General features: G+C 68.2%; 17 protein-coding genes and 1 pseudogene. 4 read left to right on the forward strand and 14 right to left on the reverse strand.

Annotated features, from left to right (window positions below; translation table 11 throughout):
• Nucleotides 1-1,924: 1,924 nt before the first annotated feature.
• Both ACGFYY_RS35120 and ACGFYY_RS35125 read right to left on the reverse strand, forming a co-directional pair.
• A complete protein-coding gene (locus tag ACGFYY_RS35120; RefSeq protein WP_393715738.1) occupies nt 1,925-2,398 on the reverse strand; it encodes a hypothetical protein in 474 nt (157 codons plus the stop codon).
• A gap of 543 nt (nt 2,399-2,941) precedes the next feature.
• Complete coding sequence (locus ACGFYY_RS35125; protein ID WP_393715740.1) at nt 2,942-3,163, reverse strand: hypothetical protein; 222 nt, start codon at nt 3,161-3,163, stop codon at nt 2,942-2,944.
• A 14-nt stretch (nt 3,164-3,177) separates the two neighbouring features.
• On the opposite strand from ACGFYY_RS35125, the gene ACGFYY_RS35130 reads away from it, so the two are divergent.
• The 4 genes from ACGFYY_RS35130 (at nt 3,178) to ACGFYY_RS35145 (ending at nt 5,087) form a co-directional block, all read left to right on the forward strand.
• A complete protein-coding gene (locus ACGFYY_RS35130) occupies nt 3,178-3,600 on the forward strand; it encodes a DUF6262 family protein (RefSeq protein WP_393715742.1) in 423 nt (140 codons plus the stop codon).
• A gap of 66 nt (nt 3,601-3,666) precedes the next feature.
• On the forward strand, nt 3,667-3,978 hold the full coding sequence (locus tag ACGFYY_RS35135) for a hypothetical protein (RefSeq protein ID WP_393715744.1): 312 nt from the start codon (nt 3,667-3,669) through the stop codon (nt 3,976-3,978).
• A complete protein-coding gene (locus ACGFYY_RS35140; RefSeq protein ID WP_393715746.1) occupies nt 3,978-4,295 on the forward strand; it encodes a hypothetical protein in 318 nt (105 codons plus the stop codon). The genes ACGFYY_RS35135 and ACGFYY_RS35140 overlap by 1 nt, the downstream gene beginning before the upstream one ends.
• A gap of 576 nt (nt 4,296-4,871) precedes the next feature.
• A complete protein-coding gene (locus tag ACGFYY_RS35145) occupies nt 4,872-5,087 on the forward strand; it encodes a hypothetical protein (RefSeq protein WP_393715748.1) in 216 nt (71 codons plus the stop codon).
• Nucleotides 5,088-5,149: 62 nt separating this feature from the next.
• Here ACGFYY_RS35145 and ACGFYY_RS35150 read toward each other — a convergent pair whose 3' ends face one another.
• The 12 genes and pseudogenes from ACGFYY_RS35150 to ACGFYY_RS35205 all read right to left on the reverse strand — a co-directional run bounded on the left by ACGFYY_RS35150 (nt 5,150) and on the right by ACGFYY_RS35205 (nt 13,283).
• A complete protein-coding gene (locus tag ACGFYY_RS35150; protein WP_393715750.1) occupies nt 5,150-5,554 on the reverse strand; it encodes a hypothetical protein in 405 nt (134 codons plus the stop codon).
• 21 nt (nt 5,555-5,575) lie between these two features.
• A complete protein-coding gene (locus ACGFYY_RS35155) occupies nt 5,576-6,331 on the reverse strand; it encodes a transposase family protein (RefSeq protein WP_393715752.1) in 756 nt (251 codons plus the stop codon).
• Between the two features lie 118 nt (nt 6,332-6,449).
• Nucleotides 6,450-6,839, reverse strand: coding sequence for an SMI1/KNR4 family protein (locus ACGFYY_RS35160; protein WP_393715754.1), 390 nt, complete (start codon nt 6,837-6,839; stop codon nt 6,450-6,452).
• 9 nt (nt 6,840-6,848) lie between these two features.
• A complete protein-coding gene (locus ACGFYY_RS35165; protein WP_393715756.1) occupies nt 6,849-6,971 on the reverse strand; it encodes a hypothetical protein in 123 nt (40 codons plus the stop codon).
• A gap of 111 nt (nt 6,972-7,082) precedes the next feature.
• Nucleotides 7,083-7,715, reverse strand: a complete 633-nt coding sequence (locus ACGFYY_RS35170) for a hypothetical protein (RefSeq protein WP_393715758.1) — start codon at nt 7,713-7,715, stop codon at nt 7,083-7,085.
• A gap of 326 nt (nt 7,716-8,041) precedes the next feature.
• On the reverse strand, nt 8,042-8,317 hold the full coding sequence (locus ACGFYY_RS35175) for a hypothetical protein (protein WP_393715760.1): 276 nt from the start codon (nt 8,315-8,317) through the stop codon (nt 8,042-8,044).
• 263 nt (nt 8,318-8,580) lie between these two features.
• A complete protein-coding gene (locus tag ACGFYY_RS35180; RefSeq protein WP_393715762.1) occupies nt 8,581-9,423 on the reverse strand; it encodes a hypothetical protein in 843 nt (280 codons plus the stop codon).
• Between the two features lie 89 nt (nt 9,424-9,512).
• Entirely contained in the window at nt 9,513-10,085 is a 573-nt protein-coding gene (locus ACGFYY_RS35185) for a hypothetical protein (RefSeq protein WP_393715764.1), read from the reverse strand.
• Nucleotides 10,086-10,399: 314 nt separating this feature from the next.
• Nucleotides 10,400-11,308: a hypothetical protein gene (locus tag ACGFYY_RS35190; RefSeq protein WP_393715766.1), complete on the reverse strand. Its 909-nt coding sequence runs from the start codon at nt 11,306-11,308 to the stop codon at nt 10,400-10,402.
• A 511-nt stretch (nt 11,309-11,819) separates the two neighbouring features.
• Nucleotides 11,820-12,224 (reverse strand): annotated as a pseudogene (locus tag ACGFYY_RS35195) (HNH endonuclease); the annotation flags it as partial.
• A gap of 199 nt (nt 12,225-12,423) precedes the next feature.
• Complete coding sequence (locus ACGFYY_RS35200; RefSeq protein WP_393715768.1) at nt 12,424-12,819, reverse strand: hypothetical protein; 396 nt, start codon at nt 12,817-12,819, stop codon at nt 12,424-12,426.
• A 263-nt stretch (nt 12,820-13,082) separates the two neighbouring features.
• Complete coding sequence (locus ACGFYY_RS35205) at nt 13,083-13,283, reverse strand: hypothetical protein (protein ID WP_393715770.1); 201 nt, start codon at nt 13,281-13,283, stop codon at nt 13,083-13,085.
• Nucleotides 13,284-13,328: the final 45 nt, after the last annotated feature.

Here is a 13,328-nt window from a genome sequence, read left to right on the forward strand (position 1 = left end):
GCGCGCGGTCTCCTGCGGAGACACGACGCGGAGTGACTGCGTCACTCCCAAGGGGGCTGCGTCGCTGCGCGACGCCGGACGAAGTGTGCCAGATGGGCCGTCACCTGCGGTGACGGCGGGGTGGTCCCGGTCGGTGCGGGGACTGCCGGTCCGCGGTGGCCGGCTGGCAAGAGAAGCGGGGTCGTTCGCCGGTTCCTTCGAATAATTCTAGCAGGTCAACAGGTTTTGAGGGGCTGTCAGGGAATCGACCCCGAGGACCGAACCCCTCCAGAGGCTCCCCTGCTAGCTGCCGCCGGTCGCGCTGCGCGCTCCCTCTCCGCAACAGTATGACCGCCAGCCCCATCCCCGCCCACCCCCACGCCCCCCGCCCCCAGATTCGTCACGAACCGTCACACCATCTCCGCCCGCTACTAAACTTGGTCTACACCAATAACCGGGTCGACAACAGCACGAACGCCATTTCCAAATGACGACAGCCCCGAAGAATCAAATGCCAGAATCAAGCACACCCTCTGACTGCACATCAAGGACATACACTCCAACACCCTGACCACGCACCCGAAATGGATGCATCAAAACCCGCGCCGTGTAGCACCCGGAATTCCACCCCATCACCCCGAAGTACCCGACGAAAATTGCGGTTCTGGTATTCCGTCAGAGGTATGCGGTTTCGGTATCAGGTGGCACGTCCCGTCGACGGGCGGCCGGGCGGCCCGCCGAGTGACGACCAGCAATCACTCGGCGGGCACCTGATGTAATCAAGCCATGGCGTAAAACCGTTTCCCGGAGGATCTGATCCGCCTCAAGCAGCAGCAGATCCGCACCTTCAACCGCCTGGCCCTGCAGCCGGAGACGGGAACGGCCGAGCTCCGGAGCGAGCTGACCAGGCTCTTCTGCCTCATCGGCTCCCACCCCCACTGGCGAAGCGAACCTCTGACCGGCCGGGCGCGCTCCGACCTGCACCACCAGGCCGTCGCCGCACCCGGCGGGGAACCCGAGCTCGTCGTGGAGTACCGCGACGGAGAGTTCACGGTGCGCCCGCCCGCGCCCCGGCGGCCGGCCCCCTGAATGCGTCATCTCGTTCCCGCTGCGGACCGGACTGCTGGGGCGGACGGGGTGACGTGATGGGCGGTTCGGCGTTTGTTGCCTGCATGGACGCGATGCTGGACGTACTTCTCGACGGGGTCACGGAGCCGCCCTGAAACTGATCAGCGGGGACGAGGCGCGGGCCCTGATGATCCTCCTTGGGGTGCTCGATGACGACGCGCAGCCCGAGGGGGTCCGTCACTCGGCCGGGGAGATGCGCTTTGGCATCGGCTCCCCGGCTCCGCCGCTGTAGCCGGCCGCCGGGAGAAGTGGAGCATGGGACCGGTGCGGGCCCGGTCCGCCCGCATCGATGATCACGGGGCGGGCTCGTGGACGACGGTTGTGTTGGAGCAGTCCTCCGCGACACCGAGCAGGGCCTGGCGTTCAGCGTCGTCAGCGAGGGCGACATACTCGCAGGGACCTGCTCACGCAGGAGAACAGGAATCCAGGCCATCCACGTCCTGCTTGGAGGACTCGGCAGTCGAGGCGACATTCCTGCGGTCCGACCGGTCCCGGGCCGGGTTCACCGGCACCGATTGCCTCGCCGTGTCCTTCCGAACCCAGAAGGTGCGCCGCAGGAACCCCCGTCCGGGTGGGACTCTCCGCGCTCGCGCGCGTCGACAGCAGGCTCCATCCGGAAGAGGGTGCAATGGCGACTGCGAGAGCAGCCTTCGGACCGGCGGCTCTCAGCCCCGTGACGCTGTCGGCTGCGGGCAGGACCCCGGCTGCCGTCACACGCCGCCGGTCACCGCTCCGGCCGACAGCATCCAGTGACACCAGGCACGGGGAAATACGACCCCAAATCCAGTCATCAAAACGACCACTGAACCGGCAGCGTTCACCATTCCATGGTGGCCAACGCCTTGCCTATCTGGCCGGAGACCCTGACGGTACCGTGGTCCTTGAAGTCGGCCGCGTGCCAGTCGGCGAAAGCTCTGGCTGTCCTATCCGCCTTCGCCTTGTCGATTTCGGTTCCCGCAGAATCACGGTTGAGACCGGTAAGGATGCGGGCCGCCACAGGCTGACCGTCGGGTGCATCCACCACGTGTATGAAAAGGTCCGTCAGATCTTCGTTCGCCTTGTCTTTCGCAAGGTACTTGCGGAACGCTTCCGTGGCCGGGTTCATCTGCGATGTCCACGTTGGTGAGGGCGCAGCGTCCTGGGAGCTGTCTTGGCTGCTACAGGACAGCGTCGCGCCGGCTAAAAGGACGACAGTCACCGCGCTGAGAAAGATCCCGCGACGGCGGCCGGAATAAAGTTTCGGAGCGGCACCGCGAGAAGAGGCGGAGTCACTCTGGTGGTTGAGGTTCATGGGTTTCCGCTCTCTCGACTGTTCCCCTGTACTGAGGAGACGTGGCATCCGGCCCGCAGGTTCCCCGGCGGGGGGGGGGGGGGGGGGGGGGGGGGGGGGGGCGGGCGGGGGGGGGGGCGGGGGCCCCGGCGCCGCCCCCCCCCCCCCCCCCCCCCCCCCCCCCCCCCCCCGGGGAGGGGTCAGCCCTTGTTACGCCGGTCCCAGTCGATGCTCAACACGCCCGCCTCCCCGTTCAGAGAGCACGTGCCCTCCGAAACGCCCTGGTACAGCCACCCCCCGTACACGGTGAAGGTAGTTCCGTGACTGGTCACGCAGGTGACCTTGGCACGGAACTGTCGAGTCCCGCCCGACGGGCAGGTGACATTGCCGGTCTGGCCCGGACCGCTGACCCAAGTCCCGCAGCTGCCCTGCCCTGGTGCCGGCGCTGCGGTCGCGGCGACGGCGCCGGCAACCTGCAGAGCCGCTATCGGGAGGGCACAGGCAGCAGCGACGGAGGCTATCTTCTTGCGCTTCATTTCTCTCCTCACAATGATGTCTGGGGGTTCACAAGGCTGCGCTGACGATCTTGTCTTCCGCGCCGATCGTGGTGCCGCTGCCGTCCGTGTAGAGAGTCATCTCTCCATCGGTCCAGCGGACGATGGTGTCGTCCGGCCATGGATTGTCCGAATAGTCACCGCCGGAAAGGATGGTGGCGTGATCCCACGTGTCGTTGGGGGCGACGAGCTGGTTCTCCTTGGAGGCCCCCACGTTGCCGGTGAAGTCCACCGGGCAAGCAGCCGATGCGGGCTGACAATTCGACCCACCTGGCCGAGGCCGCGCGACAGCGGCGCCTGGACTGCATCGCCCGCGTCCAGGCCGCCCTCGACAGCCTGGAGCGCGACGGCGGGTCTGTCACCGTTGCCGGCGTCGCCTCCCGAGCGGGAGTCTCCCGGACGTTCCTCTACGACGACGCCCAGTCAGCCCTGCTGGCCAGAATGCGGGCCCTCGCCGGTGGACAGCCCACCTCGGGCCGACCCGCCTTGCCCCACAACGAGCGCATCACCACCAAGTCCCACGAAGCCATCGTGCGAGCGTTGCGGGGGGCCAACCGGAAACTCAACGAGGACAACGAGCGGCTCCGGACCGAGCTCGCCGTCGCACTCGGACAACTCCGCGACCTTCGCCGGCGCATCCCCACGCAGTCCGCGGCCCAGCGCGACTGACGCTCTCCCAGTCCGCCCCTGAACCAACCCGTTCGAGGCGAAACCGGCGCATGTCATGATCGGCGCATGGACGAATACTCGTGGCCGGACAACGGCGTCGAGGCCGGAGCTCGGTCCCGGGCAGCCTGGTCCGCGACCTGCCTGGCCTTGCCCGTCGGAACCTCGGTGACCGGCGAGGTCGTCGGCCGCCGGCCCTTCGGCGTCTTCATGACCATCGACAACGCCCCGGACGCGATCGGCCTGGCCGAGATCACGGCGATGCCCCGGGACGCAGTACTCCCGCTGATCGGAACCCGCGTCAGCGGCGAAGTCATCTGGCATGCCAGCCACAACTACCAGGTGAAGATCAAGCTCGACGAATGGAAGGCAAGTAGCTGATGCCCAGGACCAGAAAGGACTGGCGCAGCCGACTGGGCCGACCCGCCACGGTCGTGCTGTTCAGGACCCCGGACAAGTGGCGCTTCGCGGTCTACCTCGCCGATCCTGGCGGTGTCCTGGACGGCGCGCTTCCCAACGAATCGCCCGACGGTTCACCCGAGTCCGCTCAGGAGGCCATCCACCGCTGGATCGAGGACACCTTCCAACAGCCGGTCACCATGGCCTGGACGCCCACCGACAAGCCGGACTGGGGATGTCACCGCAACCCGGTCCGAAACCGCGGGGGAGCCGCTTCGCTGACACCGTCAGCGAAGTAGATAGCCTGCTCAGCTTGGCTCTTCTCACGGCCAGGTACAGATAACGGCCTGCTCATCAGTTAAGAACTCCACCGGCACGAAGCGGACCGTAGCCAGCGCCGGAACCCGCCCGGCGGGCTTTCCCCGAAGCCCAGCAGTACCCCGGCCGGTGTGCTAGCCGACCATGATCAATCTCAGCGGCACTTTCTGTACGCCAACTACTCACACCCGGTGAAGGTGTCCGTCGGCGTCGTGCACAAGACCCTCAATCCGGCGGCGGCGCCCGTCGACAGCTGACCCCGAGGGGCGGATCGCTACTTTGCGGCTGGTGTCTGAGCTAGGACACGGGGGCCCTCTCCAGCGGACCGTGCCACCTGCAGCGCACCCCGGGAGAGAACGAAGTGCAGGTCCGGGTGTACGCGGATGCCCGGCGGGACCCTGAGGAGGGCGGCTACGCCGAGCCGGTACACGGCCGGTGACCGGGCTCAGGGTGCGGCCGGGCTGTCAAGCCCCGACTTTCCGCGCCATGACCGGGAGCACCCGCGCGGGGCTCAATGGAGGTCAGGACAGCGCCGAACACTTCAAGCACTCGACGGGGTGCACCTGGCGCACGAGCGGCAACCGCTGCCTGGCAGGCAGGTTGCCGAAGGCAGGAACGATGAGAACGTCATCACCATCGAGATCCGGGGCCACGAGCCGGCCGCCGTCGAAGCGGCGCAGCGGATCTCGGAGCTGTCCCTCTCCAGCGGGCCATGCTGGCTGCGCCGCACTCCGGGTGAGGCCGAGGTGCAGGTGTGGGAGGGCCCGGAATGAGCGGCGGATTCCATTCCACGGTCAGCTGCGCTGGAATGTCTCGCACCTGGCCAGATCGGGGCTCAGCCTGGAAGGTCGTCACAAAACGGAATCATGCCGGGCCCCCAGTCGAAGCAGAACTTCCGGTGTGACTGGTGGAAGCTTACCGAGATTCCGCAGGGAGGGGTGTTCAGATTCTGGTGGACCCACCCGTCGATTGCCAAGGCTGCCACCTCCGCCTGGTAGTCGGCGCCGGGGTAGGTGAAAGAATCGACGACGACGAGGAGGTGTCCTCCATCATTGCGTGAAAGTTCTGCGGTGTGGAGTGAAAGTCCGTACGAAAGCCATGCGGAGTCCTTCCAGTAGATGTGGACTTCTGGAAGGCGCAAGTGCAGTCGTTGGTCAATCTGGATGGCTCTCGATGGTGTGGAATCGGTTTCTTCTGTGTGAGCCGAAAGATCTGCAGCGAGGCCGATCCCGCCCTTCATGTACCTGAGCCTTTTCCAACCTCAGGTTGAGGCGTGGTGGAGGACGAGGACTGCCTTCACGATGTCGGTGATCCGGTTGGTGCTGCAGCGGAGCTTCCGCAGGAGGCGCCAACCCTTCAGCACGGCCATGGCCTGCTCCCCGACGCATCGGATCTTGGCGTGACTGCTGTTATGCCGTCGCTTCCAACTTTCGAGCCGGCGGCCCCGGAAGGGGACTCGAATGTGCCGACCGGCGCCTTGGTAGGCCTTGTCCGCCCAGCACTTCAGGCCCACAGCGGCGAGCGCGTCGACGATGCCATGGCTTCGGGCCGCGGTCAGGTCGTGAGTGGCTCCGGGCAGAGCCGGTGATGCCCAGAGCAGTCGGCCGAACGGGTCGGTGAGGACCTGGACGTTCATGCCGTGCCGCTTGTGTTTTCCCGAGTAGTAGGGGGTGTCGGCGGCGATCCGGTCGATCGGCAACAGCGTGCCGTCCAGGATCACGAACGCCTTCGTCCGGGCCGTCTCCATCGCCGTGGCCAAGGTCGGTGCGCGAGCGGCCAGGACATCGATGGCCTCGCGTATGTACCGGTAGACGGTCGCGATGCCGATTCCGAACCCTGCGGCGAGCTGGGCGTAGGTGTCGCCGCATCGAAGGTGGGCCAGGGCGAGCAGGGCCTGACGGCCGACGGGCAGTCGCCGCCATCGCGTACCGATCTCCCGTTGCCGAACTGCGAGCTGCTCGGTCAGGTGTCGCAGGGTGCGGCTGGACAGATTGATCGACGACGGGTAGACAAGCACGCGAAGCTCCTGGCAGACACGGGTGATCTTGGTCGAGAACCCGTCTACCAGGAGCTTCGTCGTTCCGTACAGCGCACACCGACCAACACCACAGCCCCACCGTCAGGTTGAAAAGGGCTCACTGTCCGGAGTTGATTCCTGGCGCTAGGAAAACATATTCGGACCTGTCCGTGCAGGCAAGAGGGATCATCCCGCCGTGACCCCCAAAACTTGGCCCGGACTTCTCGTATCCCGGACACGAAAAGCCTGCCTCCCAATCCATTTCTTGGAAATCTTCGACTGTCTCGTCGATCCATGCCCCAAGCTCGTAAGACTCGTTGACCGGATGCTCCAGGCGCAGATGGCCGTTTACTTGAACAGGCGCATACGCGTCGATCAAGTCCTTGTAGTCCTGCGGCAGCGACGTACCGATTGATTCCTCGATCGGCTGCCAGGCGACGTGATTGGCGAATACATGCATCGGCTTACCGAGGAGTCCCACAACGGCCTGATGGTAATCATTGATCATTGAGATTTCCTACTTCTTTGTGTACTCGCGGTCGGGGCGCTCGCCGGGGTCGTGTTCCCACCGACGCAGCATCGGGTCCGACAAGGCGCGGCGGGCGGCGTCGTTGATGGTCATCACCAGCCGGTAGGCCATCACGGCGGTCTGCCGCGGGCGCGGCGAGGGCTTCGGAGCTGGACGTCGGTTCGGGACGCTCGGCCGAACCCGGCCCGGCGCGCCAGGAAGCGGTGACGGGGCGGACCGCGCTCAGGTGCGGTTCTCGTCGACGAGCCCGATCAGGACATCCATGTCCGGTACGTCGAGTGCCGGTATGCGCAGCCAGTGGAACGGGAACCCGTACACGCCGCCCTCGGCCGCCCGGTACTCCATGCGCAGCAGCGCGCCCAGCTCGCTCTCGTCCTCGTCGGCGATGACGACGCCGTAGCGGCACGAGGTGATGCTGTGCCAGGTGATGTCTTCGCCGTCGTGGCGCAGCCCGTCCGCGGTGGCGGTGAGCGGGCCGAACTCCACCTCCTCGCCGGCCGCGAGGGATCCTCTGGCCCGGGCGAGATGCAGCGCGGTCACCGGGCCCCTGATCCGGTCCACCAGAGGTGCGATGACGGAGGGCGGAGACGGGGACAGGCGGCCCGAGAGGAAGACGGCCTCCGGTGTGGCGATGGGCGGGTCGGTCATCCGCGAGGCGAAGACCGTGCCGTCGGTGAACTCCATCCGCAGCACGTGTACCCACTGCGTGACCACCGTGCCGTCCGGTGCATGGCTGCCGTCGACGTCGTTGGCGCACCACAGGCGGGCGACCTGCGCCCACCGGTACACGTGGGGGCCGCCCGTGCCGGCGTCCTCGGTCAGCACCACGCCGTCGTCGAACACGGAGAGCGTCACGCCCTGCGGCCCGTCGGGCCCGACGGCTTCTCCGGCCAGGGTCCCGTGCACCGGCCCGGCCGGCAGTCCACATCCCGGTCCGGATCGCGGTTGCGCAGTCTCCGGCACGTCACGCTCACGCGTGGCCCGTCTCCGCCACCAGCCAACCATGCGTCCCCCGCTCGGTAAGGCGTCCCGGCTCAGCCGGTGCTGTTCACCTCAGATCCCCGACCCGGCGTCCACTCTATTGCCGGGTGGGTTCCGCTGTCCGCCCGATGCCGATCTTCCGGCCCTGTCCGCGCCCGCCACCCAGTCGGCGGCAGCCTCCACCGCCTCCACGAGCGCGGTCAGCGGGGTGAGGACGACCGCCGCGCCTCCGCCCCGGCCGCGCGCGGAGCGTGTTCCAGAGCGCATGCCGAGGCGCGCCGGCCGGCCCGTGCGCGGCCTTGCAGAGCGCGGGCGCCGGAATCGCGGGCGGCCTGCTCGAAGGCATCGGCCGCCCGCTGGACGCGGTCACGCGCCACGGCCGGTGCGTGCGAGGCCGCGACGGCCAGGAGGTCGCCGAGCGCGGCGACGTCACCGGCGCCCTTGCCCTGCTCGGCGCGGCCCAGGAGTTCGGACACTTCAACGGATCCGGTGTTCTCTGCCGAAGGGCTCGCTAACGAGTGCCTCGTGGGCGCAGCTGTTGCGCAGGCCTGCGGTGATGAGGTCGACCGGCTTGGAGGTGGGGTGCTCCGCGTTACCGTGCGGGCCTGTCGTCTTCGACCGGGCGTTGTCTCCCTACCCACGGTCCCCACCGCGTCCCAGGCGGCCGGCGCCGGCCTCGGGGACGCGAAGGTGTCGGCCGTCACCGTTGCTCACTGCGGCCGGCGTGGAGATGGAACGGCTATGGCTGCGGCCCTGATCCGCCGGACAGGACCTGGGCGCCGCCCACGCGCGGGGTCCTCGACACCTTGATGAGCGCCGGCTGGGTGATGCCTGTCGCGCGGAGAGCGTCGATGAGGATCTCGGTGACCCAGGTGGCGCAGTCCAGCGACCACTCGCGGGCGGTGCAGCGGAAGGACTGCCCGTACCGGAGGTGGCCCGTTTCCGTCTCCCCGGCCAGGGGCAGCGCCAGCCCGGGCTCCGGGGTGGCGTCATCGGACGGCTCCGGCTCGATGGTGAGTTGCCCGTACGAGCTCTCAAGGGCGGCCGCGAGAATCTCGGGCATCCGACCTGGGAGGTCGGCGGTCTTCGTGCCGGCGACCGACACGGTGAACCCGGCCGAGCCGACGGGATCGGCCAGGGCGAACCACTCGGCAGCGACGGCCAGATCGGCGCGGGCGTCCTGTGCCTCGTACAAGGGGGCTACGGTGTGCAGGCCGGTGAGGCGGAAGTCGCCGACGCGGTGGAGGGCGTCGCCGAGCACGGTGGCCATCGGGAGCACGGGCAGGCGCTGCCCAGGCGGTGCGTCGGCGACGTCGACCTGAAGCCAGGCAAGTTGGCGCACCCTCTCGCCCTCGCCCGTCCGACGGTCGCGCCCCTGCTGTCCCCAGTCGCCACCCGCGTCGTTGTGGCCCCAGCGCACGCCGTGCGGCCCTGCGGCGTGGAAGGAGCTCCAGCCGTAGGCGACCGTACGCCTGACCGCGAGTGCGAAGACGTCCTGGGTCTCGGCGTCCACCCACGGGTGCAGGGCGAGTACGCCGTGGACCCCCATGATCATGGGCGCGGGAATGGAGGCTTCCGGCACGGCGCTCTCCTCGTGCTCGATGGGGCGGTGTCCTGCCCCGATCGCAGGGGCAGGACACCGAGGTTGCGTCAGAACGACACGTCGGGGCGTCAGAACGCGCCGCACCACAGCTTCTGGGTCTTGGTGATGGCCTTCTCCGGCGAGTCATTGACACCGATGATGTCCACGTCGATCCGGCTGCGCCACTGCACCTGCATGATGCGGTTCGTGCAGACCTTGCGGGCGGCTGCGCGGTTGGCGCTGCCGGTACCGGAGTACACCGTCTTGCTGCCGGTGGCGACGGTCTTCCACTTGTTGTCGCGGTAGTCCAGTGCCTGGAGCTCGATGGTGACCTTGGCCTTGGTGCCGGGACCGCTGATCTTGACCCACCAACCGTGCCCGGACGCGGCGGCCGGGGCCGTGCTCGATATGTGGACGTTGTCGCCGTTGGTGTAGAAAACGCCGGCGCTCGGAGCGCCCTGCGGCTGCGAGACCGCGGCGGAGTCAGGGCCCTCCTCGCCGAAGATGGCCCCCTCCTCGGAAAGGTCGGCGGGTGTGAGGGCATCGGAGACGAAGCCCGCGTCCGCCGGCCCATCGGGTTCGGCGGCGTGGGCGGGCACGGCGGTGGAGAGGCCGAGAATGATCGCGGACGAGACCGCGGCAGCGGCTGCGAACGTGCGCATGGTGGTAGATCCCCCTGTGGGCAGAGCCGCCCGAGGCGAGCTCTCATGTACTGGTCGCCCGCCACCCTACAGACCGAAGGGACGGCGTACGCAGGTGATTTCCGCCCCGTGGATCACAGCGGGTCGGGTTCGGCGCTCCCGGCGACGGCGCATCCTGAAGGGGTGGCGGGAGCGGTCCAACGGGTGTCTGTTCGCGTGTAGTTGCTTTTGGGGGGCTGGGGACAGCTTGGGCTTCCGGCGATCGCCGGACATCGCGTAGCGGCGGGCTGCGAGGTGAAGGAGGCAGGGCGCCTCGGGTACGTGATCCGCTGCCGTCAGGCCGGCGAACCGGAAGTCAAGGTCACGCTCGCCATCATGCGGCCAGGTGACCAACGCCCGGTGATCGAGGCCATCCGGGCCGTGGTCCGGCCCTGAGGAGGCGGTCGAACTCGCTGGGGTGACGGGGCGGCTCCCCCGGCAGACGGAGGGTCTCGAACAGCTCGTAGCGGACCGTGCGGGATGGTCTGGTGGCCGTCCTGGACGCCGAGGTGCCCGGGGGGGGGGAGGGCGATGATGTGGGTGAGGTACTGGCCGAACAGCAGGAGCAGGGACCCAGCCGCCCTCACGTCCAGGGGGAGGTCCTCGTCGTGGAGGCACTGCTGGAGTAGGTCCCAGTGGATGTCCTCGTCCATTCCCTCCGGCTCGGCCTTGCCTCGGTGAGGGACCAGTAGGTCGCCGCTGTGGCCGCGCCGAGCCGTCCAGACCAAGAAGTCCCGCACCTCGTAGCGGGTGCTGGGGCCGGCGGCGAGCCACCGATCAACCTCCAGCTGGGTGGCCGCGGACAAGGTGAGGTCGAGCGAGGCGAGATGCTCGAGAAGGGCGACGGCCGTGTTGATGCGGGTGTACGCCCACCGTGCGCGGCCGCGGGTGCCGGCCGAGCGGGCGGCCCGGCGACGGGCCCGGGGCAGCACCGACCAGCGGACGAATGGCCCAAGGAGCATGGCGTACTTCGGGTGCCGGACCAGTGTGCGGGCGAGGTGGCGCTCGATGGCCGCGAGGTGTTCGTCGCGTGGAGGCAGGACGCCGAAGGCGACCAGGAGACCGCGTAGGTAGTCCGTGCTCTGCGCGGCACCGCGTCCCGATCCGGCGACGGTATCGAGGTCGGCGTGGGTGAAGAGCCGACCGAGTCGTGGCAGACCTGGACCGGTGCCCGCCCGAACTCCTCCAGGCAGGCAGCCGCCCACCCGTAGCGGGCATCGGTGACGAACGTGCAGAACAGGCGCAGGTCGCTCTGCTGGCCCCGCACCGTGGAGTGCGCGAGCGGGGACTGGCTGGACATCTGAGCGGAGAAGTAGGCCTCGACATCCTCTGCGGTCCACTCCCACGGGTACGTGCCGTTGAACAGGGCGAACCGGCGTACCAGACTCATTCGGTCGGCGATCGTCTTCCTCGCCAGAAGGCGGCTCTGCTGCTGCCGAGTCCAGCCCACGAGCATCGCGTCGAACATCGCAGGCGCCGGGTCCAAGGACCGAACATTGCCCGGCATCACCAAGCGCATCGAGCCCGGCACATCGACTGCATCCACGCCCGCTCCCACGGTTGCACCCGATGCAACATCGTGGCGTCGAAGCGAGGTCACCCGAGGCCGAAGACCTCATCGCCACCGTACGAGTGGCAGGCTGCTCCTCCCCGGCCAGGACAGGGCCCCTTCCTGGGGCAGGCGGAATGATGCAGCCAGCACAACACCGCCTACTTCGAATCCCACGCCTCGGCGAGCGGGACCATGTGGTCGATGTCCAGCGCCCCGGCCGGTGGCACCTCCCGCTCGTCGTAGTACGACCACCACACGCCGCCGGTCAGGGTGCAGCCCGGCCCGATCTCCGGATACACGACCGCCTCGGCCAGGAGCACCTCCTGGCGGGTGTTGCAACCGTCCGCCGGAATCTCTCCGGCGTTCCAGTGCCGGAAGGAGGTCCGCTGATAGCCGGTCCGGTCCTCGGTGGCGAGCGGCAGCGCGGACACCGCGACCCCAATCGGCAGCACCTGCGGCACGACCGCCACGGCCGGAGCGGGGGCGGCGGGTTGGGTGGCCGCGTGCGCGGCCGTGGGCAGAGTCAGGGTCAGGGTGAGCGCGGCGGCCGCGAGAGCGGACCGCTTCATGATCATCATGGGCCGGTTGTACCAACCACCGCACCGTCACCAACTGGCCACCTCGGCCCGGTTCACCCGCCCGAGCACGCCGGTTCACCGGCGAAACGCCACTGCACGCCGCCCCAACCCGGTCAGCCGGACTCATTTCGTTCATACAGACGGAAGTAGACGCGCCCTACAAGCGTTCATCCATCCCCCGCTCTCACACTCAGAAGTCGTCGGTCCTGGTCAAGTGCCCGGTGATGCTGGGTGCGTACGGCTCGCGCTTCGTGTGCGGCAGAGTCACCTCGAGGAGCGATCCTCCGTAGATCATCCACAACCCGAAGCAGGAGTCCTCCTCGTCGCGCACGAGCACTTGGACCGATCGGGGGTCAGGCCACGACAGGGATTCGAGGTGGAACAGCAGACCGTGCCAGTTGTGGCGCATGAATTGGATGATCCACGTGTAGCACTCCTTCGAGGGCACACCCGATCCGTAGAACATCCCGTCGTCGATGCGCTTGAAACACTGGTGCCACTCGCGGCTCTCATCCGGCCGTGTCAGCGGCTCCATCACATCTTCGGCGTCCCTCGCCAACACGATCACCTCTGCGAATCTGCTCATGCCTCATTCTCAGCCTTCACTGCGTGGTGCGGGTACGAAGGTTGGGGCTCGGAGCCGGTCGCGCTGCTGCTTGACTCGGTAGACCTGGCTGCGGTGGACCTCGCGCCCAAGCCCGCCGGGAGGCGGGCGGAACCCCTGAAGCAGGTGACGTCGCGGCAAGGACACAGCCGCACCGCGTTGCCGCGCGCATGCCGCACAGGCAGGGCCGTCCCCAGGGTCGGCCCTGTTTCCCCTACTGCCTCCCGTGACTGCCCCCTGCCGTATCAGCCCGCAGCCAACCCCGCCCCGAACTGCGGGACGTCGTCCGCGGCCACGTCCAGGCGAAGGCGCTGGAAGCGGAGTGGGTGGCGGTAGATGCCGCCGTGGTCGATGGCGCGGTCGGCGCTGACCTCGGCGACCAGGACGGGGCGGACGAGAGTGGTGTCGAGGACGTCGCGGCTCCCCCACGTCGCCGAGAAGCGCACACCATCCCACGGGTGCCCTGGGCGCGGCCGCGGTGAGCTGCTCTG

The sequence above is a fragment of the Streptomyces sp. NPDC048331 genome (genome assembly GCF_043201215.1).
Taxonomy (GTDB): domain Bacteria; phylum Actinomycetota; class Actinomycetes; order Streptomycetales; family Streptomycetaceae; genus Streptomyces.